Source organism: Nocardia sp. NPDC056100, assembly GCF_042266325.1.
Lineage (GTDB): Bacteria > Actinomycetota > Actinomycetes > Mycobacteriales > Mycobacteriaceae > Nocardia.
The window spans coordinates 2,132,636-2,158,742 of sequence record NZ_JBHJVY010000001.1; the positions used below are offsets into that span (position 1 = coordinate 2,132,636).

22 protein-coding genes and 1 tRNA gene are annotated in these 26,107 nt (G+C 66.6%); 11 read left to right on the forward strand and 12 right to left on the reverse strand.

What is annotated here, in order from left to right; genetic code table 11:
• Positions 1-47: 47 nt before the first annotated feature.
• Both ACFC0O_RS09905 and ACFC0O_RS09910 read right to left on the reverse strand, forming a co-directional pair.
• Positions 48-1,643 carry a glycoside hydrolase family 13 protein gene (locus tag ACFC0O_RS09905; protein ID WP_375956084.1) on the reverse strand — a complete coding sequence of 532 codons (1,596 nt, stop codon included), beginning with the start codon at positions 1,641-1,643 and terminating at the stop codon, positions 48-50.
• Positions 1,644-1,821: 178 nt separating this feature from the next.
• Positions 1,822-2,226: a globin gene (locus tag ACFC0O_RS09910; RefSeq protein WP_375955363.1), complete on the reverse strand. Its 405-nt coding sequence runs from the start codon at positions 2,224-2,226 to the stop codon at positions 1,822-1,824.
• A gap of 235 nt (positions 2,227-2,461) precedes the next feature.
• On the opposite strand from ACFC0O_RS09910, the gene ACFC0O_RS09915 reads away from it, so the two are divergent.
• On the forward strand, positions 2,462-3,157 hold the full coding sequence (locus tag ACFC0O_RS09915; RefSeq protein WP_364629402.1) for an HNH endonuclease: 696 nt from the start codon (positions 2,462-2,464) through the stop codon (positions 3,155-3,157).
• A gap of 18 nt (positions 3,158-3,175) precedes the next feature.
• On the opposite strand, the gene ACFC0O_RS09920 is transcribed toward ACFC0O_RS09915, so the two are convergent.
• Positions 3,176-3,748, reverse strand: coding sequence for an XRE family transcriptional regulator (locus ACFC0O_RS09920; RefSeq protein ID WP_364629400.1), 573 nt, complete (start codon positions 3,746-3,748; stop codon positions 3,176-3,178).
• A 202-nt stretch (positions 3,749-3,950) separates the two neighbouring features.
• Here ACFC0O_RS09920 and ACFC0O_RS09925 point away from each other — a divergent pair, with 202 nt between their 5' ends.
• Together ACFC0O_RS09925 and ACFC0O_RS09930 are read left to right on the forward strand one after the other, a co-directional pair.
• Positions 3,951-4,799, forward strand: a complete 849-nt coding sequence (locus ACFC0O_RS09925) for an AzlC family ABC transporter permease (RefSeq protein ID WP_375955366.1) — start codon at positions 3,951-3,953, stop codon at positions 4,797-4,799.
• A gap of 97 nt (positions 4,800-4,896) precedes the next feature.
• Positions 4,897-5,214: an AzlD domain-containing protein gene (locus ACFC0O_RS09930; RefSeq protein WP_375955367.1), complete on the forward strand. Its 318-nt coding sequence runs from the start codon at positions 4,897-4,899 to the stop codon at positions 5,212-5,214.
• Between the two features lie 8 nt (positions 5,215-5,222).
• Here the strand turns inward: ACFC0O_RS09930 and ACFC0O_RS09935 are convergent, their stop codons facing one another.
• The 8 genes from ACFC0O_RS09935 to ACFC0O_RS09970 all read right to left on the reverse strand — a co-directional run bounded on the left by ACFC0O_RS09935 (position 5,223) and on the right by ACFC0O_RS09970 (position 17,820).
• On the reverse strand, positions 5,223-5,954 hold the full coding sequence (locus ACFC0O_RS09935) for a dienelactone hydrolase family protein (RefSeq protein WP_375955369.1): 732 nt from the start codon (positions 5,952-5,954) through the stop codon (positions 5,223-5,225).
• A 92-nt stretch (positions 5,955-6,046) separates the two neighbouring features.
• A complete protein-coding gene (locus ACFC0O_RS09940; RefSeq protein ID WP_375955371.1) occupies positions 6,047-6,724 on the reverse strand; it encodes a hypothetical protein in 678 nt (225 codons plus the stop codon).
• Between the two features lie 11 nt (positions 6,725-6,735).
• Positions 6,736-7,182, reverse strand: a complete 447-nt coding sequence (locus ACFC0O_RS09945) for an acyl-CoA thioesterase (RefSeq protein WP_375955372.1) — start codon at positions 7,180-7,182, stop codon at positions 6,736-6,738.
• 14 nt (positions 7,183-7,196) lie between these two features.
• Positions 7,197-12,098 (reverse strand): NAD-glutamate dehydrogenase, encoded by a 4,902-nt coding sequence (locus ACFC0O_RS09950; protein ID WP_375955374.1) that lies wholly within the window; start codon positions 12,096-12,098, stop codon positions 7,197-7,199.
• 441 nt (positions 12,099-12,539) lie between these two features.
• A complete protein-coding gene (gene ettA / locus ACFC0O_RS09955) occupies positions 12,540-14,216 on the reverse strand; it encodes an energy-dependent translational throttle protein EttA (protein ID WP_364629381.1) in 1,677 nt (558 codons plus the stop codon).
• A gap of 10 nt (positions 14,217-14,226) precedes the next feature.
• Positions 14,227-14,673, reverse strand: coding sequence for a single-stranded DNA-binding protein (locus ACFC0O_RS09960; RefSeq protein WP_364629379.1), 447 nt, complete (start codon positions 14,671-14,673; stop codon positions 14,227-14,229).
• Positions 14,674-14,824: 151 nt separating this feature from the next.
• The gene (locus ACFC0O_RS09965) at positions 14,825-15,784 is read right to left on the reverse strand and encodes a threonine/serine dehydratase (protein WP_375955377.1); all 960 of its coding nucleotides are present in this window, start codon (positions 15,782-15,784) and stop codon (positions 14,825-14,827) included.
• Positions 15,781-17,820, reverse strand: a complete 2,040-nt coding sequence (locus tag ACFC0O_RS09970) for a cytochrome c oxidase assembly protein (protein WP_375955379.1) — start codon at positions 17,818-17,820, stop codon at positions 15,781-15,783. Before ACFC0O_RS09970 ends, ACFC0O_RS09965 begins: the two co-directional genes overlap by 4 nt.
• A 204-nt stretch (positions 17,821-18,024) precedes the next feature.
• On the opposite strand from ACFC0O_RS09970, the gene ACFC0O_RS09975 reads away from it, so the two are divergent.
• The 7 genes from ACFC0O_RS09975 to ACFC0O_RS10005 all read left to right on the forward strand — a co-directional run bounded on the left by ACFC0O_RS09975 (position 18,025) and on the right by ACFC0O_RS10005 (position 23,484).
• Positions 18,025-18,098 (forward strand) — tRNA-Arg (locus ACFC0O_RS09975).
• Between the two features lie 192 nt (positions 18,099-18,290).
• Positions 18,291-19,784: a carboxylesterase/lipase family protein gene (locus ACFC0O_RS09980; protein ID WP_375955381.1), complete on the forward strand. Its 1,494-nt coding sequence runs from the start codon at positions 18,291-18,293 to the stop codon at positions 19,782-19,784.
• 145 nt (positions 19,785-19,929) lie between these two features.
• A complete protein-coding gene (locus tag ACFC0O_RS09985; RefSeq protein WP_375955383.1) occupies positions 19,930-20,202 on the forward strand; it encodes a GlsB/YeaQ/YmgE family stress response membrane protein in 273 nt (90 codons plus the stop codon).
• A 98-nt stretch (positions 20,203-20,300) separates the two neighbouring features.
• Complete coding sequence (locus ACFC0O_RS09990; RefSeq protein WP_375955385.1) at positions 20,301-20,699, forward strand: molybdopterin-binding protein; 399 nt, start codon at positions 20,301-20,303, stop codon at positions 20,697-20,699.
• A gap of 86 nt (positions 20,700-20,785) precedes the next feature.
• On the forward strand, positions 20,786-21,583 hold the full coding sequence (gene modA / locus ACFC0O_RS09995) for a molybdate ABC transporter substrate-binding protein (protein ID WP_375955387.1): 798 nt from the start codon (positions 20,786-20,788) through the stop codon (positions 21,581-21,583).
• 76 nt (positions 21,584-21,659) lie between these two features.
• Complete coding sequence (gene modB / locus ACFC0O_RS10000) at positions 21,660-22,418, forward strand: molybdate ABC transporter permease subunit (protein ID WP_375956087.1); 759 nt, start codon at positions 21,660-21,662, stop codon at positions 22,416-22,418.
• A gap of 16 nt (positions 22,419-22,434) precedes the next feature.
• Complete coding sequence (locus ACFC0O_RS10005; protein ID WP_375955389.1) at positions 22,435-23,484, forward strand: ABC transporter ATP-binding protein; 1,050 nt, start codon at positions 22,435-22,437, stop codon at positions 23,482-23,484.
• A gap of 109 nt (positions 23,485-23,593) precedes the next feature.
• On the opposite strand, the gene ACFC0O_RS10010 is transcribed toward ACFC0O_RS10005, so the two are convergent.
• Complete coding sequence (locus ACFC0O_RS10010; protein ID WP_375955391.1) at positions 23,594-24,841, reverse strand: glycosyltransferase; 1,248 nt, start codon at positions 24,839-24,841, stop codon at positions 23,594-23,596.
• 224 nt (positions 24,842-25,065) lie between these two features.
• Here ACFC0O_RS10010 and ACFC0O_RS10015 point away from each other — a divergent pair, with 224 nt between their 5' ends.
• Complete coding sequence (locus tag ACFC0O_RS10015) at positions 25,066-26,034, forward strand: helix-turn-helix transcriptional regulator (protein WP_375955393.1); 969 nt, start codon at positions 25,066-25,068, stop codon at positions 26,032-26,034.
• The last annotated feature ends 73 nt before the right edge of the window (positions 26,035-26,107 follow it).

Sequence of the window (26,107 nt, forward strand, 5' to 3'; positions counted from 1 at the left end):
GCGACCGACCGGTGAGCGTGTGCGCGCACGTGTCGTCGTGATTCCGCTCAAACAAGCCACGCAGTCGAGTTTGCCGGAAGTTTTCCAGCGCTAATCGGAGCGCTCGTCAGCAACACCTCACCCGCGGGCAGACTAATCGCCGCATCTGTGGCATTGAGCACACACAACAGCCCGCCTTCACGCCGAAATGCCAAGCAACCGGGCGGACTTCCGTACCACTCCAGTCCGGGCCCGATGAATTCCTTTCGCTCGGCCCGCAATTCGATCGCCATCCGATACAGCGACAGCATGGAGTCCAAACGCTCCAACTGTTTTTCCACCGTCACCCCCGACCACTGCGGTGGCATCGGCAACCACGGCGTCCCCGAGGTGAATCCGAACGGCGGCCGCTCCCCCTCCCAGGGCAGCGGCACCCGGCAGCCGTCCCGCCCGCGCTGGGTATGCCCGGAACGCTCCCAGGTCGGATCCTGCAGCGCCTCCTCGGGCAGATCGTCGACATTGGGCAGACCCAATTCCGCACCGTTGTAGATGAATACGCTGCCCGGCAGCGCCAACTCCAGCATGATCATGGCCCGCGCCCGCGCCTGCCCCAGCGCCCCGCCGCCGTACCGGCTGACCTCGCGCTCGACATCGTGATTGGACAGCGTCCAGGTCGGACTCGCGCCGACCGCCGCGACCGCGCGCAGCGAATTGTCCACGGCGTCACGGATTCTGTCGGGATGGAACGGCGTCTCCGCTAATCGGAAATTGAATGCCAGATGTAGCTCATCGGGACGGACGTATTCGCCGAATCTGATGTTGTCGTCGACCCACACCTCACCGATGGACACCGCGTTCGGATATTCGTCCATAACCCGGCGCAGGCGGCGGTGAATCTCGTGCACGCCCGGATTGTTGAAGCGCGGATCATCATCGTCGTGCACCACCAAATGGTCATCGCCGATGGGCCGGGTGGGCAGTTCCATATCGGGTAGACCAGCGGGTTTGGCCATTCCGTGCGCGACGTCGATACGGAATCCGTCGACACCGCGATTCAGCCAGAACCGGATGGTCTGCTCGAAATCCGCTGCCACCTCCGGATTCTCCCAATTCAGATCCGGCTGTTCCGGCGCGAACAGATGCAGATACCACTGCCCGGGTCTGCCATCGGCCTCGATGACGCGGGTCCAGGCCGGGCCGCCGAAGATACCGGGCCAATTGTTCGGCGGCACACTGCCATCCGGCCCGCGCCCGTCCCGGAACCAGTAGCGGGCGCGCTCGGGACTCCCCGGCGCGGACGCCAGCGCCGCGCGGAACCAGTGATGTTGATCGCTGGTGTGATTGGGCACCAGATCCATGGTGACCCGGATATGCCGGTGGTGCGCCTCATCGATCAGATCGTCCAGCGCGGCCAGCCCGCCGAACAGCGGATCGATATCGCGTGGATCGGAGACGTCGTAGCCGCCATCGGCCATGGGCGAGCGCATGACCGGGCAGATCCACAGCGCGTCCACCCCCAGCAACTCCAGATAGCCCATCTTGTCGCGCAATCCGCGCAGGTCACCGACGCCGTCACCATCGGAGTCCGCGAACGAGCGCGGATACACCTGATAGAACACCGCGGATCGCCACCACGGCGGCTGCGGAAACAGCGCATCCGGCACGGCGGAAGGAACAGCGCCGGGCACGGCGGCGAAGTTGTCGGTCACAGCCGTAATGGTGCCTCAGCCCGCCGACACTCGAGGGGGTGACGACGACACTTGTCCAGATTCAGCAAATGATCAGCGGGCGAGCCGTGGAACCGGAAAGGCTCTGGGGGCCTACAACTTCTGCGGCACGAATTCAGATGGGCGAGTTCATGAGCGAATTGGCGGCCATCTCGAAGTAGTCGAGCAGCTGTTTGCGGTGGGCGTCGTCGAGCAGTGCGGGCTCTATCTCGGCGACCGCGATATGCATGGCGCGCAGCCAGGCATCACGCTCGATCGGACCGACCTTGAAGGGGTGATGCCGCATCCGCAAACGCGGATGTCCGCGCTCTTCACCGTAGGTGCGCGGGCCACCCCAGTACTGCTCCAGGAACATCCGCAAGCGGCGCTCGGCGGGCCCGAGATCCTCTTCGGGGTAAAGCGGGCGCAGCACCTCATCGGCTGCCACCTCCCGGTAGAAAGCGGCAACGATCCGCTCGAAGGTCGCTGCCCCGCCGACCGCCTCATAGAAGGAGGTCGCTGTCTGCTCGCCGGAAGTCACGCCCCCATTGTGCCCGTCGCGTCGATATCGCACGGCCCGGGGCGGGGTCGAGACGGGATGATCTTGCGGGAACCGGCTGGTCGCGGGCGGTGTTTCATACCGTCATGTGTCGTTCATCCGTTTGTGCCCGACAATGTGCGAAATCACCGTGCAATGTGCGCCGTTCCATGGTCAACTGGGTGGCAGTCTGCCGATTACCACACCATCGGACGAATACGAATTCGGGGTATAGCCCATGAAGCAGCGGCACGGCGCCCGGCACGAGGCGCGCACGCACCGACAACTCCAGCCCGCCGATGTCCACAATCGTGGGTCGGGGGCTACTCCGCTGCACATCTTGTCCGAACATTCCTATCCGGATGCGCATCATGATCATTCCGCGCATCGCCCGGCCGATGTCACTCCCGGCCTGAGCTGGAGCAAGAGTCGCGTTCTGCTCCTGAACGCCACCTATGAGCCGCTCACCGCGCTATCCGCGCGCCGCGCCGTCGTACTGCTCATCTGCGATAAGGCGCATACCGTTCACGACAATCCCGAAGGTCCGGTCGTACATTCCGCCGGCACCTCGGTGGCGCTCCCCTCGGTGATTCGACTACGCACCTACGTGCACGTCCCCTATCGCGCCCGGGTGCCCATGACCCGCGCCGCGCTCATGCACCGAGATCGATACCGCTGCGCGTACTGCGGCGGCAAGGCCGAGACCATCGACCACGTGATCCCGCGCAGCCGCGGCGGCGCGCACTCGTGGGAGAACTGCGTGGCCTCCTGCGCCCCCTGCAATCACCGCAAGGCCGACAAACTGCTCAGCGAATTGGGCTGGACGTTGCACCATCAACTGGTGTCCCCCAAGGGTCCGCATTGGCGACTACTCACCGCAAGTTCGGAATTGGACCCGACCTGGCTGCAGTACCTCGGCGAAGGCGCCGCCTGACACAGACGCCCACCCGATTCAGCTGTATTCGCTGACCAGCAGTGCCCAGGTGCCGGGCTCGAGCGCCTCGAACACATGCGGTGAGTCACCGGGGTAGCAGATGTAGTCCCCCGGATTCAGCTCCACCGGAGCATCGGCCGGACCGACTTTCGCGCGCCCGCCACCGAGCACGATGTGCTCGACAACGCCGTGACTGTGCGGATCCGAGTCACGCGAGTGCCCCGGCTCGGCCTTGATGCGGTAGATATCGCGCCGCGCATTGGGCGGAGAAGCCGCCAGCAGCGTCGTTCGATATTCCGACTGCGATGAGGCGAGCATCGCGCCCTCCCCCGCGCGGATCACCTGAACCATCGGCCGCGGCGGATCAAGCAGCCTGGAGAACGGGATATCCAGCGCCACGCACAGCGCCCACAAGGTCTCGATGCTGGGATTTCCGGATCCCGACTCCAATTGCGAGAGAGTCGATTTCGCGATTCCGGCCTTCTTCGCCACCTCGGTCAGCGAGAGCCCGGCTCGGGCGCGCTCACGGCGCAGGGCAGCGGCGATCGCCTCTTGCGGAGACGCGGCGGAGGGGCTGTCGGACACGGTCATATCGGCTTCACACAGTACCGGCGCGGGACCGGGAACACGACTTCGGCCACGCGGGTCCGGCGTACAGGTGCGACGGAGTTTCCAACGCCGGATCGAACTACACCGCGGATAAATCGCCTGGTCATGGGCACGACGACATGGCCGAACGTCGGCGACGGGAATCCTTTGACTTAGCGAACGAGATGCGTTCACTATAGACGGCATGCGTTCGATATGGCGAACACTCGATCGGGGTGTACTGACGGGGATAGCGGCGATCTGCCTGGCGGTCGCCATGATCGGCGTGTCCTACGGCGCTACGGCCGTGACTGCCGGATTCCCCACCTGGCTACCCATGCTGCTGAGCGTGGCCGTGGTCGCGGGCGGATCCGAATTCGTCTTCCTGGGCATTCTGACCGCGGGCGGCAGCCTGATCGCGGCCGTGCTGGCCGGACTGCTGGTCAACGCCCGGCACGTGCCCTACGGGCTATCCGTGCCCGACGTCGTCGGCACCGGCTGGCGGCGGCTCGTGGGCACCCACGTCATGAACGACGAATCGGTCGCCATGGCCCTGGCCCAGCCCGACCGCACCCGCCGCCGCGCCGCCTACTGGCTCTGCGGCCTCGCGGTGCTGGCCGCCTGGCCACTGGGCGCGGCAGTCGGCGCGATGCTCGGCTCGGTCGTCCCCAACCCCAACGCCTTCGGCCTGGACGCGGTCTTCCCCGCGGTGCTCATCACCCTGGTACTGCCCGCCCTGCGCGATCGACTCACTCGCACCGCCGCACTCGCCGGAGCGGCCATCGCCGCGATCTCCACCCCCTTCCTGGGCGCGGGCCTGCCGGTCCTACTCGCACTGACCGCCGTACTTCTGGTCGTGAGGCGCGCGGGAGAGGCCGATTCCGCCGATCCGGTCGATACCCCCGGAACGAACATGCCCGCCGAGACGAGCGACACCGCAGGTATGACCGGCCGCGCCGGGGCGGTCGACTCGACCGATGTGGACATGCGCGCTACCGCGAACAAAGCCGAGATGAGGTCCGCGCCAATGGTATCGAGCGGCACACACACCTAACCCCCTGCGGCGCAGCATTTTTCCGGCTCGCAGTAGAGCTGCTCCCCAGAACCCGATGTCAACGACCACCGGAACGAATCCCGCGAGAGGGGCCCAGATGACCAGCACACTGCTTGTCGGAGTTATCGCACTTGCCGTGGGCACCTACGCTTTCCGATTCGCCGGACCGGCGTTGCGCAGCCGCGTGAAGGTCTCGCCGCGAACCGTGAAGCTGCTCGAGATCGCCTCGGTAGTACTGCTGGCGGCGTTGGCGGTCACCACGCTGGTGCCGTCCGGGTCCGGAGATTTCGGGCTGGCGCTTCCGGCGGGGGTGCTCGCCGCCGCCGTGCTGGCGTGGCGGCGAGCGCCGCTATTGGTGGTGATTCTCGCGGCGGCCGTTGTCACCGCGGGACTGCGAATGCTCGGCGTGCACTGACGAAAGTCTCAGGCGCGCAGCAGGTTTACCAGGCGGGTCCAGGCATCCTCGGCGTATTCGGGGCGGTACCAGTCGCGGCCGGGGTAGACGAAGCCGTGCGGGGCGTCCTCGTAGACGATGAGTTCGTGGTCGATGTTGTTGTCGGAGAGGGCTTTTTCGAGTTCTTCGCGGGCTTCCGCGTCGATGAGCGGGTCGAGGCCGCCGAAGAACAGTAGGACTCGGCCGGTGATTCCGGCGGTGGACTCGATGGTGGGTTCCGGTGTGGAGAGCGGGATTTCGGTGTTGGTGAGCCAGCCGGGGTAGAAGGCGGCGACGACGTTCAGCGGGAGTTGGGTGGCGGCGTAGTAGGCGACGTGGCCGCCCGCGCTGAAGCCGACCATGCCCACCGAGGTGGCATTGCGGCGCTTCAGTTCCTCGAGGCAGGCGGAGATGTCGGCCAGCACGCCCGGGCGGTCGAGGGTGCGCAGCAATTCCAGTCCGCGTTCCCGGCCTTCGGGGGTCCAGTCCAGGTGGGCACGAGGTTCGGTGGGATAGAAGAGATCCGGGACCAGGACCGTCACGCCGAAGGCCGCGAGGCGCTCGGCGGCGGCGAGCACCGAATCGTGCAGACCGTAGATCTCGTGTCCGACAACGACTCCCGGATAGTCACCGGGCGCCTCCGGCCGAGCCAGGAAGGCAGCCATCACCGCGCCATCGACCTCGATATTGATCCATTCGGTCACGATGCCGATATCACTCATGCGCTCAAGGTAGCCACGGCGGACTGCACCGGCCAATCGGGAATTCTATCGCTGCCATCGGCATATCGATGGCAGCGATCGACACGCGAAAGTCAGTGCGAGAGCAGCGGAATCGCGGGACCGCGACGGCGGGCCACCGAACCGTAGCGGGCGTCCAGGCGCAGCCAGGTGCGGGCGGCCCGCACCCGCACGATCTCATCGACCGAAATGCGACGCGAGTCGGTCTTCTCACCGCCGTGCGGGATGAAATCCATTGCGGCCAGCGCGAATACGACGCGCATGGGCACCTCGACCTCTTCCCCCGCGCCGGAGACGGTGAGCACCGTCTGATCCAGCAGCGAGGCGGGCGGGCCGTGGCTGGACCCGTGCTCCTGCGCCAATTCCGCACCGCGCTCGGCCAATTCGACGAGCATGCGGGCCGGTATGTCATCGATGTGCACGAACCCCGATTCGGGCGGCAGCGCGCTGCGCCACGCCGAATCCATGGCGTAGCCGAGCGGGAACGGCTGCGCCGAGCCCGGCCCGTGCAGCCCGGACAGCACGGTGTCACCGCTCACGGTCACATCGTCGGTGCCGAGTTCGGCCACCAGGGTGCGCACCGCCAGCGCCTCGAAACCGGTTCCGGCCCAGGCGGAGACATAGCGATCCCCGCGCCGGCGCAGCCGAATGACCGCGCCCGGATCCAATCGCACCGCATGGGTGATGAAAGCGGCCAGATTCTCGCGTTCCGCGGGATCCGGCACGTGCAGGGTGTGTTCGCCGAACGTCACTGTGGTGAGGCTCAGTCGGCCAGCCACAGCGACAGGTAATCCCGTTCCGCGGGGTCGAGGCGGCGTAGTCGCTGGGTGTCGATATCGAAGGCGGCGAGCTGGGTGGAGGCGATCACCGCGGGCGGGGAGGCCGGGTCCGCACCCGCGGCCCGCACCTCGTAGCCGACGGTGAAGTCGACCGCGCGCATGCGATCGATCCACATGGACACATCCAGTGGTGAATCCTCATGCCGCAGCTGACCCTTGTACTGCACGCGCAGATCCGCGAGCACGCAGCCGGAGCGCAACCGCACGGTGGGCCGGTCATCGGTGAACAACCAGGGGATGCGAGCCTCCTCCAGCAGGGTCACCATGCGCGCATGGTTGATGTGCTGGAAGGCGTCCATATCGGACCAGCGCACCTCGACCCTGGTGTGGAAGCGGGCGGGTTGCGCCTGCGTCTTGCCCTGGTCACTCAATGAACCGACACTCGTCAACGCGGTACCTCCGATTGGGCGCCCACCCCGCTCACCATGCTGCGTACCTGTCGCGCCGCAACGGACAGCGTGGCCAGGTCGTGGGTTCCGGATTCGAACAGTTCCGACAGGGCGGCGCGGGCGCGACCCAGACGGGACTGATTTTTCGACTCCCAGTATGCAATTTTCTCCTCGGCCGTCTCCTCCGGGTCACCGGCGGAGAGCACATCGAGGGTCAGCGAGCGCAGTGATCCGTACATATCGTCGCGCAGTGCGAGCCGGGCGAGCGCGTGCCAGCGATCACCGCGTTCCAGGTGGCTGACCGCCTGCAACAGCCAATCGATCTTGAGGTGATCGTTGAGCGCGTAGTACAGCGCACCCACCTCCTCACCCGAGCGATCGGTGATATCGGCGATATCGATCACATCGAGCAGCGGGAAGAGGTTCAGCAGCCCGAACACCTCGGTCGCCAACTCGGACGGCGCGCCCTGGGCCATGATCGCCCGCGACTGCTCGTTCAGCGTGTCGATGTGATGTCCGCGCAGCCAGCCCGACACCTTGGGCGAGAGCTGGCGCACCTCCTGCGCGTACCGGTGGATCTCCGCGCCGACCGCGATGGGCTGCGGGCGGTTGTTGAGCAGCCAGCGCGAGGCGCGATCCAGGGTGCGCTTGGTCTCGAGTTCGAGCGCGTCCTTCATACCGGTCGAGATATCGGCGGCGCGAATGCGATCCCAGGTGGTGTGCAGTCCGAAGATCTGGGTGGCGGCGGTGAAGGCGCGCACCGCGTCCGAGGCCGTCGCGCCGATCTCCTCATTGAGCCGATGCGCGTAGGTGATGCCGCCCAGATCCACCATCTCGTTGATCAGCATGGTGGTGGTGATCTCACGGCGCAGCCGGTGCTTCTTGATGGCCGCGCCGAAGCGGGTGCGCAGCGGTGTCGGGAAGTACTGCGGCAGCCGCGCGGAGAAGTGCGCGCTGTCCGGCAGATCGCTGGCCAGCAGATCGGTCTTGAGCGAAAGCTTCACGTGCGCCATGAGATTGGACAGTTCCGGCGAGGTGAGGCCCGCGCCCTGCTCCTGGCGCGACTTCATCTCGGCATCGCTGGGCAGCGCCTCGAGTTCGCGGTCCAGGCCGCGGCGGGTCTCCAGTTCCTCGATCACGCGCTGGTGCACGTTCAGCATGCGCGGGGCCTCGGCCCGGGACATGCCCATGAGGTAGTTCTGGGAGACGTTGTCGCGCAGGACGAGTGCGGCGACCTCATCGGTCATGGAGGCCAGCAGCGGATTGCGCTCGGCGGGCAGCAGCTGCCCGGCCGACACCACGCCGTCGAGCAGCACCTTGATATTGACCTCGTGGTCCGAGCAGTCCACGCCCGCGGAATTGTCCAGCGCGTCGGTGTTCATCTTGCCGCCGAGGCGGCAGAACTCGATGCGGCCCAGGGCCGTCGCGCCCAGGTTGCCGCCTTCGCCGATCACCTTGACGCGCAATTCATTCGCGCTCACCCGGATCGCGTCATTGGACTTATCGCCCACTTCGGCATTGGTCTCGGTGCTGGCCTTGATGTAGGTGCCGATACCGCCGTTCCAGAGCAGACCCACCGGTGAGGTCAGAATGGCGCGCATCAATTCCGGCGGGGACAGCGCGGTGATATCGGCGGCCAGGCCGAGCACCTCGCGAACCTGCGCGCTGATCGGAATGGATTTCACGGTGCGGTCGAAAACGCCGCCGCCCTCGCTGATCAGCGAACGATCGTAATCCGCCCAGGACGAACGAGGCAGTGCGAACATGCGCTCGCGTTCGACGAACGAGCGTTCGGCGTCGGGATTCGGATCCAGGAAGATATTGCGGTGGTCGAACGCGGCCACCAGGCGGATATGCCGGGACAGCAGCATGCCGTTGCCGAACACATCGCCGCTCATATCGCCGACACCGACCACGGTGAAATCCGTTGTCTGGGTGTCGATATCCATTTCGGCGAAATGCCGCTTCACCGATTCCCACGCGCCGCGAGCGGTAATGCCCATGGCCTTGTGGTCATAACCCACCGAACCACCGGAGGCGAACGCATCACCCAGCCAGAAGCCGTACTGGTTCGCCACATCATTGGCGATATCGGAGAAGGTGGCGGTGCCCTTGTCCGCGGCGACCACCAGGTAGGTGTCATCGTCATCGAGGCGGCGCACCCGCGCGGGCGGAATCACCTGTCCGGTAGCGCGATCCACATTGTCGGTGACATCGAGCAGACCGGAGATGAAGGTGCGGTAGCAGGCAACGCCCTCGTTCTGCAGGGCCTGGCGATCGTTCACCGGATCGGTGGTGGCCAGCGGCGGCTGTTTCACCACGAAACCGCCCTTGGCCCCGACCGGCACGATGACCGCGTTCTTCACCGCCTGTGCCTTGACCAGGCCCAGGATCTCGGTGCGGAAATCCTCCAGGCGGTCGGACCAGCGCAATCCGCCGCGCGCCACCGGACCGAAGCGCAGATGCACGCCCTCGACCCGGGGCGAGTACACGAAGATCTCGAATTGCGGTCGCGGCTTGGGCAATTCGGCGATCTCGCGCGGCTCCACCTTGAAGGAGAGGTAGTCGCGGGAGCGGCCCTCGGCATCGGTGACGTAGTAGTTGGTGCGCAGGGTGGCCTTGATGAGCCCGAGGATGGCGCGCAGGATGCGGTCGGCGTCCAGGCTCACCACCTCGTCGATGCGGTGGCGCATGGCGCCTTCCAGATCGCGGGCATGGCTCTCGTCGGCGGAATCGGGATCGAAGAGCGCGGCGAAGAGGTCGACGAACATGCGTGCGGCATCCGGATAGGCGAGCAGCACGCGGGTGATATTCGCCTGGCTGTACGGGAATCCGGCCTGCTGCAGGTATTTCGCGTAGGCGCGCAGGATGGAGACGGTGCGCCAGTGCAGATCGGCGCGCAGCACCAGTTCGTTCAGCCCGTCGGCCTCGGCGCGGCCGTACCAGAGCGCTTCGAACGCGGCGGTGAAACGCTCACGCAGACCGCGCACCTGATCGTCGAGGGCACTCAACCGGGCGGAGGACTCCACCAGTTCGGCGTCCATATTGCGATCGAGGGCGGCGCGCAGCAGTTCCGGGCGGGCCAGCAGGCCGAAATCGTAGACCCACTGCTCGGGACCGGAATCGAATTCCAGCTGGTGCGGGCGCTCATCGATGACCTCGACGCCCAGGCTCTGCAAAACCGGCAGCACCTGGCTCAACGAGATGCCGTTACCGCCGATGTAGAGGGTGAAGCGCCAGGAGCCGGGGTCGGAATCGCCGTTCCGGTACAGGTACTGGTCGATGCCGCCGTCCTGAAGCCGTTGCAGCCGAACGATATCGGCGACCGCGCGGGCGGCGCCGAAATCCTCCTTGTAGCTCTCCGGCAGGGCGTCGACATAGCGCTGCACCACGGACGGATCCAGCACGGTGGAGGTCGCCACCTCATCGCGCAGATGGTCCTCCCAGGTGCGGGTGGCCTCGGCGAGCAGATGCTGGATGCGCAGCCGGTTGGGCTCATCGGTATCGGCGATCGCGCCCTCATCGGGCAGCCGCACCGTGAAATACACACTGGCGAGGTCGCTTTCGGAAACGCGCGCCGAATAGTCGATGGAGTCGCCGCCGAGCTCGTGCACCAGGATGTCCTGCATTTCCAGCCGGACCCGGGTGGTGTAGCGGTCGCGCGGCAGGTACACCATGCAGGCCACGAAGCGGCCGTAGCCGTCCATCCGCATGAAGAGCCGAACCTGGCGGCGCATACCGACATTCAGCACGGCGCTGGCGGTGCGGCGCAGGGCGGCACCGTCGGAAGAGAACAGTTCGGTGCGCGGGAAGGACTGGATGACCTCGAGCATCTGCTGACCGGAGAACGAATCCAGATCGAAACCGCTGGCCTCGATGAGGGTGCGCACCCGCCGTTCGATAACGGGGATGTCCAGCACGTTCTCGTGCAGGGCGGTCACGGTGAAGACGCCGATGAAGAGGTGTTCGCCTGTGACACTGCCGGATTCGTCTATTTCGGCGACGCCGACGAAGTACGGGTAGACCGCGCGATGCACGGTGGCCGGGACCAGCCCCTGGGTGAGCATGAGCAGCGGTGCGGCGCCACTGTTGTCCGGGACGCGGAAATCGGTGCCGTCCGGCGAACCAAGTACGCCCAGACCGGTTCCCGGCGCCATGACCGACTTGGCCCGGCCGTCCACCGTGCTGCGCTCATAGCGCGCGTAGCCGAGCAGGGTGAAATGACCGTCGGCGAGCCAGCGCAGCAGATTGGCGCAATCGGTGAGATCTGTTGCGGTGAACGGGGATGCGCCCGCCTTGGCGGCATTGTCGAGTTCATCGGCCACCCGGCTCTGCGCCTCGCGCATGGCCCCGGTCGCGCCGATGACCTGGCGCACATCGGTGAGCACATCGGGCAGGCCCAGCGCGACCTGTTCGAGCTGTTCACGACTGGTGGAGGGATGCAGTTGCACGTGCATCCAGGATTCGCGCAGACCGGTGCTGCCATTGCCGTCCACCCCGTGCGGGACAGCGGTTTCCAGCCGCCCCGACGCATCGCGGGTGACCTCGAAGATGGGATGCACGACCTCGCTGACGCTGACGCCCATGCGGCTCAGGTACGCGGTGACCGATTCGACCAGCAGCGGCATATCCTCGGTGACCAATTGGACCGCCGCGCCGAGGTCGGCGTCGTCCTCCGGATGGTAGACACGCAGATTCGCGGTGCCGAGGGTGCGCTCGGCCGCCAGATCGATCTGGCAGCGGAAGATTTGAGTCGAAGTCACGGGGATAGCGCAGTCGGCGTCGCCCGCGTCGACGTGGCGGAAATACGCCTCCTCGAGGGATACGAGGTTGCCTCGCAACGACGCGGGCAAACTCGCAGCCCAGGCCGCGCTGGACAATTCGGACGAGACCGTCATTTCGCCAACTCCTGGGATTCGGTTCCGTAACCAAGTGACGCCGGTCCGAGAGTAGCTGGGCGGCGCATGCGCCGGGCTGAATTCCTGTCAATGCCACGACGCGTCGCACGGTTCGGGCAAACCGGGCGGTACGGCACTCGCCATACCTGACCGGAACTACCAGGTCGCGCACGACAAACCTTGCACCAAAAGACATTTCACGCAATAGGGCGTACGCGAAACTGTCGAGTTCGCTCTTCGATAGCCGTTCATCGATGGGCATGTTCGTGCTCATCCGGGTGAACGGCGAGCCGTCAGTTAACGGCCGGCGGCTTACGCACGGTGATCACCGATCGACCCCACGCGTTTGCCGTAACTCGTCCCGCGACCGCGATCGGCCGCGGGACAACCTGGAGACCGTGCCCGCGATCACTCGGGGCACGGCACAGTGACCGAGTCGGTCTAACCGCGAGTGAGCTTGCGGTGCGTGACCCGGTGCGGGCGAGCCGCTTCCGGACCCATGCGCTCGATCTTGTTCGCCTCGTACGCCTCGAAGTTACCCTCGAACCAGAACCACGCGGCCTCGTTGTCGTCGTTGCCCTCCCACGCCAGGATGTGCGTGCAGGTGCGGTCCAGGAACCAGCGATCGTGGGAGATGACCACCGAGCAGCCCGCGAAGTTCTCCAGCGCGTTCTCCAGCGAGCCAAGGGTTTCGACGTCGAGGTCGTTGGTGGGCTCATCGAGCAGGATCAGATTGCCGCCCTGCTTGAGGGTCAGCGCCAGATTCAGGCGGTTGCGCTCACCACCGGAGAGCACACCGGCCGGCTTCTGCTGATCCGGGCCCTTGAACCCGAACGCGGAAACGTAAGCGCGCGAAGGCATTTCCTGATTGCCGACCTGAATGAAGTCCAGCCCGTCGGAAACGACCTGCCAGACATTCTTGTTCGGGTCGATACCGGAGCGGTTCTGGTCGACATAGCTCAGCTTGACCGTCTCGCCGACCTTCACGATGCCGCTGTCCGGACTCTCCAGCCCGACAATGGTCTTGAACAGCGTCGACTTACCGACACCGTTGGGGCCGATGACGCCGACAATGCCGTTGCGCGGCAAGGTGAACGAGAGATCCTTGATCAGAATGCGATCGCCGAAGCCCTTGTCCAGATTCTCGACCTCGACGACGACCGAGCCCAGGCGCGGACCCGCGGGGATCTGAATCTCCTCGAAGTCCAACTTGCGCATCTTGTCGGCCTCGGCGGCCATTTCCTCGTAGCGGCCCAGGCGTGCCTTGTTCTTGGCCTGGCGGGCCTTGGCGCCGGAGCGGACCCAGGCCAATTCCTCTTTGAGGCGCTTCTGCAGCTTCTGATCCTTCTTGCCCTGCACCTCGAGGCGCTCGGCCTTCTTCTCCAGGTAGGTGGAGTAGTTGCCCTCGTAGGGGAAGGTGCGGCCGCGGTCGAGCTCGAGGATCCACTCCGCGACATTGTCGAGGAAGTACCGGTCGTGGGTGACGGCCAGGACGGCGCCCGGGTAGTTCGCCAGGAACTGCTCCAGCCACAGCACCGATTCGGCGTCGAGGTGGTTGGTGGGCTCATCGAGCAGCAGCAGATCGGGCTTGCTCAGCAGCAGCTTGCACAGTGCGACACGACGGCGCTCACCACCGGAGAGGTTGGTGACCGGCTCGTCCGGCGGCGGGCAGCGCAGCGCGTCCATGGCCTGCTCGAGCTGGGAGTCGACATCCCACGCATCGGCGTGGTCGAGGTACTCCTGCAGCTGGCCCATCTCTTCCATGAGCTCATCGGTGTACTCGACGCCCATGAGCTCGGCGACCTCGTTGTACCGGTCGAGCTTGACCTTGACCTCGCCGAGGCCCTCCTCGACGTTGCCGCGAACGGTCTTTTCCTCGTTGAGCTCCGGCTCCTGCATGAGGATGCCGACGGTCGCGCCCGGCGCCAGCCAGGCCTCACCGTTGTTCGGCTGGTCCAGTCCCGCCATGATCTTCAGGACGCTCGACTTACCGGCGCCGTTCGGGCCGACCACACCGATCTTCGCGCCCGGAAGGAAGTTCAAGGTCACATTGTCGAGCACGACCTTGTCGCCATGCGCCTTTCGAACCTTAATCATCTGGTAAATGAACTCAGCCATATGGGCAAGCCTAACTGTGTTGGGTTGCCGGTTCTCCGGCGCGGTCGGCATCTGTGGGCGGCGCCGGCGACGCCTCGGGGCGGTCGCCGTGGCCGAAGTGTTTGCGCTGCACCGGGGCGGTGCAACGGCCCAGGTCGGGACCGAGGGCAGTGGCGCGCATCTCGAGATCGTTGCGCTCCATACCGTCTCGGGTGGTGTACTCGTTCGAGCGGAGTTGACCGTAGGCGATGACCGGGTCACCGCGCTGCAGGGACGCCTCGACACCCTCCACGAGTTTGCGCCAGCAGGTTACCGTCAAATACAGGGTGCCACCATCGACCCACTCCCCGCTAGCGGCATCGAACCGCCGGGTCGTACTGGCCAGCCGGAAACTGAGCACCTGTTCCCCATTGGGCAGTGCCCGCCGGCTCGGATGCGTGACCACCCGGCCTATCACCGCAGTATTCGCCTCGTACATCGCTGTCCCCCTTGCCGATTCGGCTCGTCTGCTGTCGTGACTCCAGCGTGAACCGGCGAGAACTCGCGCGACAGACCCACTTCCGCGATTGTGGATAACTCGGCGCTGTGGATAACCCGAGTTCAGCGCGCTACCGAATGCCGCGACCGGGCTACAGCGTCGCCAGATCGGTATTCGCCCCGCACAGCACCACCACCGGCCGCTCCCCCGCCGCCGGAACGTAGGCCCCGCTTTGGATCGCCGCCAGCGCCGTCGCCCCGGCGGGCTCCACCACGATCCGGAACTCGCGCCACAGGTACTCCCGCGCCATCACGATGGCATCATCGCTGACCAGCAACGATCGCACCGCATAGCGCTGCGCCACCTCCATGGCGATATCGCCGATCCGATTGGCGCCCAGGGCATCCGAGGCCACGCTGGACACATCGACATCCACCGGCCGCCCCGCCGCCAGCGCCTTGTGCAGGGTCGGCGCGCCCTGCGGCTCCACCCCGATCACCCGGCCGCGCAGCCCGATCGCCACCGAGATCCCGGCGACCAGACCGCCGCCCCCGACCGCCACCAGCACCGGCGGCCGCCCGCGCACCTGCTCCTCGATCTCCAGCCCGACCACACCCGCACCGGCCACGATGGCGGGCAGGTCATAGGCGTGCAACTGCATCGCCTTGCGCTCGCGGGCCAGCTGGCTGGCATAGCGGTGCGCCTCGGCGTAAGTCGTTCCGTGCCACAGCACTTCGGCCCCGTGCGACCACATGGCCGCCACCTTGGTGTGCGGGGCGGATTCGGGGACCACCACCGTGCAGGACAGTCCGCGCAGCGAGCTGGCCAGCGCCGCGGCGATGCCCGCGTTACCGCCGGAGGCGATCACCACGTGCGTGATCCCGGCGTCCGCCTGCAACAGCGCGTTCAGGCAGCCGCGCACCTTGAAGGTGCCGCCGTGCTGGAGGTGTTCGAGCTTCAAGGTCACCGGCACCGGGCCGCGCGGACCCTGGATATCGGTGTGGAACACGGGGGTCTTGCGGGTCTGGCCGTGCAGCAGGCGGCGCGCGCGCCGCACGTCGGATCGATAGAGCCGCTTGATCTTCCGGGTCGCCTGGGCGACGTCGTTCACTTACGTACCTCTCGATCACGCCGGGCCAGCTCGGCGTACATGGCGTTGTACGAGGCCAGTTCCGCGTCGTCGTCCCGATCGGCGGCGCGGTCCAGCCTGGTGGCCAGTTTCTTATCGCTGCGCGACCACTGGATCAGCAGCGCCAGCATCACCACCACCAATGGGATTTCACCGCTGGCCCAGGCGAGGCTACCGCCGGTGTGCTGATCGTCGAGCAGATTGTTGTTCCAGCCCAGGCCCAGCGCGCGATAGAACCAGCCGCCCAGCACCGTGTTCATGCTCATCAGCGCGATACCGAAGAACGCGTGGAACGGCAGCGAACCAAACACCATGCCCAGCTTGGTCAGCGGCTCCACCTGACGCGGCTTGGGATCGATGCCGATGACGACCCAGTAGAAGAGGTAGCCGCTCAGCAGGAAGTGCACATTCATCAACAGGTGCGCACCGTGCGAGCCGACGAACTGGTCGAAAAGGCCACCCAGGTACAGAACGTAGAACCCGGCCACGAAGAACACCGCCGCGACCACGGGCTGAGTCATGAAGCGCGACACCGGATTGTGCACGGCCGCCAGAATCCACTCGCGCGGTCCGGGCGGGGCGTCACGACCGGCGGGCGGCAGCGCGCGCAGGGCCAGCAGCACCGGGCCGCCCAGTGCGAACAGGATCGGCGCGAGCATGGACAGCATCATGTGCTGGGCCATATGCACGCTGAACATGGCCGGGGCGTAGCGGCCGACCCCGGAACTGGTCGCGATCAGCAGCACCGCGCACGCGGCGATCCAGGAGATGGTGCGGCCGACGGGCCAGGCGTCACCGCGCTTCTTGAGCCGTGCCACACCGCGCAGGTACAGCACCGCCAGCACGATCGAGAGGGTGCCGAAGATCAGATCGAACCGCCAGTCGAAGGCCAGGCGCGCGAGGTTCGGCGGACCGGCCAGGTTGTAGCCGATCTCGACCTCGGCGGGGGTCGGGACACTGCGCAGTTCCGGCGGCGGGGTGCGGCCGAGGCCGACCGCCAGGCCGATGGTGGCGGCGAAGATCAGCGATTCGACTCCGGCGAATCGGATGAGCGCACCGCGATCGCTCGGATCCTTCTCCAGTGCGGGAATGGCACGTTGCCGCTGCAAATAGCCGATGATGCCGAGCACGATCAGCGCCGTCGTCTTGGCCAGTACGAGGCGGCCATAAGTAGTAGTGAACAGATCCGCCCACGGCACCCGAATCCAGGCATTGATCACACCGCTGATCGCGATCACCACATAGGAAATCGTCGCGATCTTCGAGAATCGGCGGGTGGCCAGCGCGGTGTATTTGCCGTCGCGCAGCGCGTACGCCAGCACCGCGAACAATCCGCCCACCCAGAAACACGCCGAAAGCAGATGCAGAATAAGGCTATTGGTGGCGATGTCATGCGCCCCGCCCGCCGAGGAATGCCCGGTCAGCGCGACCGGCAGCAGTGAGATCACCGAGAGCAACAGCAGCACCGGCGTCCAGCCCCAGCGCAGCGCGAGACGGCAGCCCACAGCCAGGGCCAGGACGAAGAACACCGTGAACCGCCACGACCCGGCCACATCGACCTGATTCGCGGCGCGCCACACCGACTCCGGACGCAGCGAGTCCAGAAATGGTTGCCCGGTGGTGTCCGAAAGTGTCAACGGCACCAGCAGCGCCGACGCACCCGCCCATACCAGCGCCGCGTTCCCGGCGCGTCGCAGCGCCCGATACCCGCCCACATCGAGCAGCCCATCGGCCTGCGGCGGGACGAAGAACGCCGCGAACAGCAGCGATCCGACGGTCAGCGCGGCAGCAAGATCGGCAACCGCGCGCATGGCCGGCAGCCCGTAGGTGGTCAGCGGCCCCGGATCCGGAATTCCCAGCAGACTCAGCGCCTGCGCCGAGGAAAGCCCGACGACCAGCGCCGCGACCACCGCCGCGACCGCCCCGCCCATGGCCGCGAGCACCGAAACCTTCCCGCCCGACCCCGCCCGAGTCACCTGAACACCAGTAGCTGCGGGCGAGTCCTGCGGTGACGACATACGCCCAGGGTAGTTCGGAGTAAGGGTCCGAACTCCCCGGGGGTTTCCCGACCTCCGGTCCGCGCACCCCCACGCGACGCGCCGAACGGTTGCCAGCCGACCCCCCAAACCCCACCTGGACGCTCGCTATACTCAAGTCGCTGGACACCGAGATCAATATGGGTCAAGGTGTTTGGTGGCCGCATCGCCCAGATGCCCCGCACTGCCTCCGTAGCTCAGTTGGATAGAGCAAGGGCCTTCTAATCCCTAGGTCGCAGGTTCGATTCCTGCCGGGGGCGCCTCTCCACCCTGATCCTCGCGACACCGTCGCCAGGCTCAGTGGTACCCACCCACCGCCGGAGCCAAACCCCGAAGATGGGTGCCCGTTCGCGCGTGTGCGTTCTGTCCGGAAAGCAAAACCGGCACTGGCCGGACGAGTTCTGGTTAATGTCGGGGGCGACGTGATCTCGAGGGGCTAGGAGCGTGCCGCGATGGAACCGATTGTCGAGGTGACCGGGGGGAAGGTCAGTGGGCGGGCGCTGGAGGGGGTGGCGGCGTTTCTCGGGATTCCTTATGCGGCACCGCTTGTGGGGGCGGCGCGGTTTGCGGCTCCCGGGGCGGTGACGCCTTGGGATGGGGTGCGGGCGGCTGTTGAATACAGTGCGACGTGCTCGCAGACTCCGTATCCACCGGCTATTGCGGCGTTGCTCGGGACGCATATTCGGCCCGGGGATGAATCGCTGACGGTGAATGTGTGGACGCCGGATCCTTCGGGGACCGATCTGCCCGTCATGGTGTGGATTCACGGGGGTGCGTTCAGTCGGGGGGCGAACAGCATTCCGATATATGACGGGGCGTCGCTGGCTCGCGGTGGGGTTGTGGTGGTGGGGATCAATTATCGGGTGGGGATTCCCGGGTTCGCGGTGCTCGAGGGGGCGCCGGACAATCGGGGGCTGCTCGATCAATTGAGTGCGCTGCGGTGGGTGCGGGAGAATATTCGCGGGTTCGGGGGTGATCCGGGCAATGTGACGGTGTTCGGGGAATCCGCCGGGGCCATGAGCATCGCGGCGCTGCTGGCCTCGCCCGCCGCCGCGGGGTTGTTCGGCAAGGCCGTGATGCAGAGCGGGAACGGCAGCACCGCGGCGACCGCGGAGGACGCTCGGAAGGTCTCCGCCGCATTGGCGGCGATACTCGAAATCGAGCCGACCGCTGCGGCTTTCGCGGCCGTAGACTCGGAAAAGCTGCTCGCGGCACAGAATCAGCTCGGGCTCGACATGGTGCAGGATCCGAATCCGGACCGCTGGGGCGCGTCGATAATCCGGCACGGGATGGGTTTGATGACCCTCTTCCCCATCATCGATGACGAGGTGGTCCCGGACCCGCCCATCGACGGCATCGCCGCCGGACGCGGCCACGATATTCCGCTGCTCATCGGAACGACCTCCGACGAATTCCGTTTCTTCACCGTCGGCGCGGGCATCGACGCCGCCATCACGGCGGACATCCTGCCATTCCTGTTGCGCCGCAACGGACTCGACGAATCCCTCGCCGACGCCTACGCGGCCGACCGCCCCGACGCCTCATCCGCCGACCTGTACGCCGCCATCATCACCGACTTCGCCTTCCGCGACAGCTCCCTGCGCATAGCGGAGCTGCGCGCCCAGGCCCCCGCCCCCACCTTCGTCTACGAATTCGCCTGGCGCACACCGATACAGCACCTCGACGCCTGCCACGCCCTCGAACTCCCCTTCGTCTTCGACACCCTCGCCGCAGCCTCGACCCTCACCGGCCCGAACCCGCCGCAACAACTCGCGGACACCATGCGCGCGGCCTGGCTCGCGTTCGCCACCACCGGCGACCCCGGCTGGTCCGCGCTCACCCCGGATTCCCAGCGGGTCATGGTCTTCGACGCCCCGGAGTCGGCAGTCGCACCGATCCCCCGCGCGGCCGAACTCACCGCATTACGCGCCTCGCTCGGACGATGAGACCCGTGTAGCCGGTCGGATCGACGCGCGCGCCCCGGTGTGGCGGGACGAACATGGTGGGCCCGCGCATCGATTGCGGAATTGCGGGTATGCGCTGAGCAGAGCGCCGGTTCCTCGGCGCCGACCTCTGTTAAGGAGACGCATCATGCTCGGCCTCGGCATTCTCGGGTGGATCATCATCGGCGGTTTGGCCGGATGGATCGCCAGCAAGATCATGAAAACTGATGCGCAGCAGGGCATCCTGCTCAATATCGTCGTCGGCGTCGTCGGCGGTCTGCTCGGCGGCTTCCTGTTGAAGCTGTTCGGGGTGGACGTCGAGGGCGGTGGGCTGTGGTTCAGCTTCTTCACCTGCCTGGGTGGTGCGGTGATTCTGCTGTTCCTGGTCAACCTCGTCACCGGTCGTCGCGCCCTGCGCTGACGCCCGGATGGGTGAGTGATCCGCCCGGTGGCCGACCACGGTCACCGGGCGGATCCATGTCGTTTGCGTTCCGTGGATACGTCAATAGGCTGCAGGTTGTGTCGAATCTGCGGATCAGCGAGGTCGCCGCTCTGATGGGTGTCAGTGATGACACCGTGCGCCGGTATATCGATCAGGGACGGCTCAACGCCATCCAGCTGGAGAACGGGCGGATGGGTGTCAGCGGGCGCGAGCTCGCGGAGTTCCTGCAGGCCAATGCCGAGAAACCGGAGGCCGGGATCACGGTGGCGGTGTCGGCGCGCAATCGGATGCGCGGGATCGTGACGCGGATCGTCAAGGACACGGTGATGGCGCAGGTGGAATTGCAGGCGGGGCCGTTCCGGCTGGTATCGCTGGTGAGCCGGGAATCGGTGGATGAGCTGGGGCTCGAGGTCGGCAGTGTCGCGGTCGCCTCGGTGAAGTCGACGCATGTGGTGGTCGAGGTCCCGGAGAGCTGATCCTACAAACCCACCGGTCGATCTTGTCCGATTCTCTGGCGAAAACGCGCCTTGCGTACCGCGCCTACGGCAATATGCTCTACTGCGTGACGAATTTGCGGATCAGCTTCATCGCGGCCACGGCCGCTCTCGCCCTCACCGCCGGTCTGGCCGGTTGCAGCTCGAACGACTCCAAGGATTCGAGCGCACCCGCCGACTCCGACAAGCTCTCCGGCACGGTGACGGTGCTGGCCGCGGCGTCGCTGACGGAAACCTTCACCACACTCGGCAAGCAGTTCGAGACCGATCATCCCGGCGTGAAGGTGGTGTTCAGCTTCGGCGGCAGTTCGGCGCTGGCACAGCAGATCACGCAGGGCGCGCCCGCCGATGTGTTCGCTTCGGCGGCCCCGGCGAATATGCAGCAGGTCGTCGACGCGGGCGATGTGAAGGGCACCCCGGCCACCTTCGTCAGCAATCGACTGGAAATCGCCGTGCCCAAGGGCAATCCGGGTCATATCACCGGAATCGCGGATTTCGGCAAGACCGAGCCGCGGCTGGCGCTGTGCGCCGAGCAGGTGCCCTGTGGCGCGGCGGCGAAGAAGGTGTTCGAGATCGCCGCGATCACCCCGCAGCCCGATACCCGTGAGCAGGATGTGAAGGCCGCGCTCACCAAGGTGACGCTCGGTGAGGTGGATGCCGCGCTGGTGTACCGCACCGATGTGAAGGCCGCCGGGGACAAGGTCGAGGGCATCGATTTCCCGGAGTCGAGCAAGGCGATCAACACCTATCCGATCGCCGCGCTGAACAAGGCACCCAATGCCGCGGCGGCCGCCTCGTTCGTCACCTTCATTTTCTCGGACAAGGCCAAGAAGGTGTTCGCCGACGCCGGATTCGACACCCCGTGACGGCTTTTCGAGCGTGCCGGTGACCGGAGCCTCGGCGCGGCGGCGGGCAGTGCGGGGGCGGCGGCCGATCGCCCTCATGCTGCCCGCCGTCTGCGCATTGGCATTTCTGCTGATCCCGCTGATCGGCCTGCTCGTGCGCGCCCCGTGGCGCACGCTGCCCGAACGACTGTTCAGCGCCGAAGTCGGTCAGGCGCTGCGGCTTTCACTGATCTGCGCGACGCTGGCGACGTGTATCTGCCTGGTGCTGGGCATTCCACTGGCCTGGCTGCTGGCCCGTGCGCAATTGCCCGGGCGCGGCCTGATTCGCGCACTGGTGACGGTGCCGCTGGTGCTGCCGCCGGTGGTCGGCGGTGTGGCGCTGCTGCTGGTGCTGGGCCGCCGCGGCCTGATCGGGCGCTATATCTACGACTGGTTCGGCTATTCGCTGCCGTTCACCACGGCCGGTGTGGTGGTGGCGGAGGCGTTCGTGGCCATGCCGTTCCTGGTGATCTCGGTGGAGGGCGCATTACGCGCGGCCGATACCCGATTCGAGGAAGCGGCAGCCACTTTGGGCGCGTCCGCCTGGTACACCTTCCGCCGGGTGACGCTGCCCTCGGTACTGCCGGGAGTGGTCGCGGGCACGGTGCTGTGCTGGGCGCGGGCGCTGGGCGAATTCGGTGCGACCATCACCTTCGCGGGTAATTTTCCGGGTAAGACGACGACCATGCCGCTGGCGGTGTACCTCGCGCTGGAAACCGATCCCGATGCCGCGATCGTGCTGAGCATGGTGCTGCTGGTGGTCTCGGTCGGCGTGCTGATCTCCTTGCGGGAGCGCTGGATTCGAGGCGCGGTATGAGGCCCGAGGAGTCGGTATGACACTGCACGCCGCACTGTGCGTCGAGCGCGCGCCGTTCCGCCTCGATATCGATTTCACCTCCGCGCCCGGTGAGGTGATCGCACTGCTCGGCCCGAACGGCGCGGGTAAGACCACGGCGCTGCGGGCGCTGGCCGGACTCACCCCGCTCACCGGCGGCGCCATTCGCCTGGGTGAAAACACCTGGGACGCACCGCCGTCGGTGTTCATTCCGGCCGAGCGCCGCCAGGTCGGCGTGGTCTTCCAGGATTACCTACTGTTCCAGCATCTTTCGGCGCTGGACAATGTGGCGTTCGGATTGCGGGCGCGCGGTATGCGCCGCGCCGCCGCCCGGGAACGCGCGGCCGCCTGGCTTGATCGAGTCGGTTTGAGCGAGTTCGCGCAATCCGGACCGCGCGAACTATCGGGCGGGCAGGCACAGCGGGTGGCGCTGGCGCGCGCACTGGCCACCGAACCGCACCTGCTGCTGCTCGATGAACCGCTGGCCGCGCTCGATGCCAGCACCCGATTGCAGGTCCGCGCCGATCTGTCCCATCACCTGCGCGGTTACACCGGGCATACGGTGCTGGTCACGCATGACCCCCTCGATGCCATGGTGCTGGCCGACCGGCTCATCATTCTGGAGAACGGCGCGATAGTGCAGGAGGGCGCGCCGACCGAGATCGCACGGCGACCCAGATCCGACTACGTCGCGAATCTGGTGGGACTCAACCTGTTTCGGGGCACCGCCACGGGCACCGAGATCGTGGTCGACGCGGGCGGCACGCTCACCGGGTCCGAACCCGCGTCGGGACGAGTGTTCGCGGCCTTCTCCCCCACGGCGGTCGGATTGCACCTCACCCAGCCCACCGGCAGCCCGCGCAATGCCTGGCCGGTCACCGTCGCGGGCTTCGAACAGCATGCCAACACCACCCGGGTCCGACTGGATGGCGCACCGCCGGTGCTGGCCGATATCACCCCGGCGGCGGTCGCGGAATTGCGGCTCCAACCCGGTATGCGACTCTGGGCGGCGTTGAAGGCCACCGAGATTCACGTCTACCCGGCCTGATCAGGCGGATATATGCCGCCGCCCGAGTCGATTCGGATGGGGTACGAAGGACGTGCCGCGGCCTACGGCCACCGATCAGATCCCAGCCAGGCGGTCGAGGACAGCCCCGTCAGCGGGTCGCCGTTTTCTCGAGTACGCCGTCGATGACCTCGAGCACCGCGCCCGCACCGTCTTCGTCCGCGAGACGCTCGGCCACCGTGCCGACTCTGCCACGCAGGCCGGAATCTGTTGTCGCGGTGGTGATCGCGCTCGCCAGCCAGTCCGCGGTCAGCTTGGGCTGGCGGGTGATTCCGGCGGTGACGCCGAGCAATTCCAGCCGGTGCGCCCAGAATTGCTGCTCCGGAATCTCCGGTACGGCGACGGTGGGCACGCCCGCGCGCAGGGCGGCGGCGCAGGTGCCCGCACCGCAGTGGTGCACGGCGGCCGCGAGGTGCGGAAACAGCCAGTCGTAAGGGATTTCGCCGATGGTGATGACATCGTCGTCCGAGACCGCGAGCCCGGTCCAGCCGGATTGGACGATGGCGCGTACCCCGGCGCGGCGCAGTGCGGTCCCGACGATCTCGCCCAATTCGGCGGTGCGCTCCGGATTGTTGATATTGCTGCCGAAGCTGACGAAGACCGGTGCCGGGCCCGCCTCCAGGAATGCCACGAGATCGGCGGGCGGCTCCCACCCGGTGGGCCGGGCGGGCCACCAGAAGCCCGAAACCTCCAGGCCCGTACGCCAATCGGCGGGTCGTGGCGCGACGGTCGGCGAATAGCCGTGCAGGATGGGCCATTCCGCCGCGGTGCGCCGACGCCGCAGTTCTCGCACCGAGACCTCGGGCAGACCCAGTTCGCGCCGGAATTCGCGAACCACCCCGCCGTAGCGGCGATCCACCAGCCAGGCTCCGATATCGGACGCCCATCGGTTCCCGACCGGTCCGAGCGACCAGACACCCGCCACCGCGGGCGGGTAATCGGCTGTGGCACAGGTGGGTTGCAAACGCATCGCGATGGTGGGAATCCCGGCGGCCTCGGCGAAAGGCAGTCCCGCGAATTCGGCGTACGGGGTGAGCAGCAACAGATCCGCGGGCTCATCCCGCAGGGCCGCGATCAAGCCCGCGCCGATGGTCCGGAACCCGTCGGGCGTATTGAACGCCGCGACGGTCTTGCGCTGAATCTCCGCGTACTCGCCTTCGAAACCGAAGTTCAACTCCAGCAGTCGGAATCGCAGTCCGCAGCCGGTGATCATATCCGCGAAGGTCTCGTGCGCGGCCATGACGACCTCGTGCCCGGCCGCCGCCAACCGCACGCCGAGCCCGGTCAGCGGGGCGACATCGCCCCGGCTGCCGATTCCGACGATCACTATTCTGGCCATCACACCTCATCCGATCATCAAGAGCCGCAACGGATCTTATCGATATCGATCATGATCGGCACGGTTTCCGATGAGCGCCAAGGTATTTCGAACGAGATCAGGCGGGCTGGTATCGCAACGGTGTCGCTGCTCATGACTGCTCCGTTACCGGTCGGAGTGGGTACGAGAATTCTAGCGATAGAAGAGGCCAGGATATGTCCGCTTCTTCTGGCAGCATGGACAGCATGCCGAAGACCTCCGCGCGACTGCTGGCGCTGCTCTCGCTGCTCCAGGCCCGCCGGGACTGGCCGGGTTCACTGCTGGCCGAGCGCCTGGATATCAGTGCCCGCACGGTGCGCCGCGATGTCGATCGATTGCGCGAGCTCGGCTATCCGATCGCCGCGATCAAGGGTCCCGACGGAGGCTACCGGCTGGAGGCCGGATCGGAATTGCCGCCGCTGCTCTTCGACGATGAGCAGGCGGTGGCGCTGGCCGTCGCCCTGCGCATCGCCGCGACCGCGGGCGCGGGTATCGAGGAGGCCGCGTTGCGCGCACTGCATACCGTGCGCCAGGTCATGCCCGCGCGGTTGCGCGGGCGTATCGACGCCTTTCGGGTGACCACCGTCGCCGCTCCGGTCACTCCGGCGGACAGCGCGACCCTGTTGACGCTGAGCGCCGCGGTGCACGCGGGTGAAGTACTCCGCTTCGACTACGCTTCTCCCGCAACGGATCTCGAGTCTCCCCCGCGCCGGGCCGAACCGCATCACCTGGTGACCAGGTACGGCCGCTGGTATCTGGTGGCCTGGGATCTGGATCGCGAGGACTGGCGCATCTTCCGCGCCGACCGCATCACCCCGCGCATTCCGAACGGTCCCCGGTTCGCCCCGCGCGAATTACCCGGCGGTTCGGTCGCGGCCTTCGTCACCAGCAGATTCCAGGGCTCGGACGGCACCGGCGGCTGGCCGTGCCGGGGCGAGGTGATTCTCGACGCCCCCGCCGCGACCGTCGCCGAGTTCGCCCGCGACGGCGTTGTCGAGGAGCTCGGCCCGAATCGCTGCCGGGTCATCCTTGGTTCCTGGTCCTGGAACGCATTGGCGTGCGCCCTCGGCGTATTCGACGCCGATATCGAAATCGTCGGCCCGCCCGAACTCGCGGCGGCGTTCACCCGCCTGGCGCACCGCTACGCCTCCGCGACCGCCCGAACTCTGCCATAGCGGCAATCTATGAACGGTGCGGCCGCTCGAATTCACCGACCCGAAACACGATGAGCCGCACCGGCGAAACAGT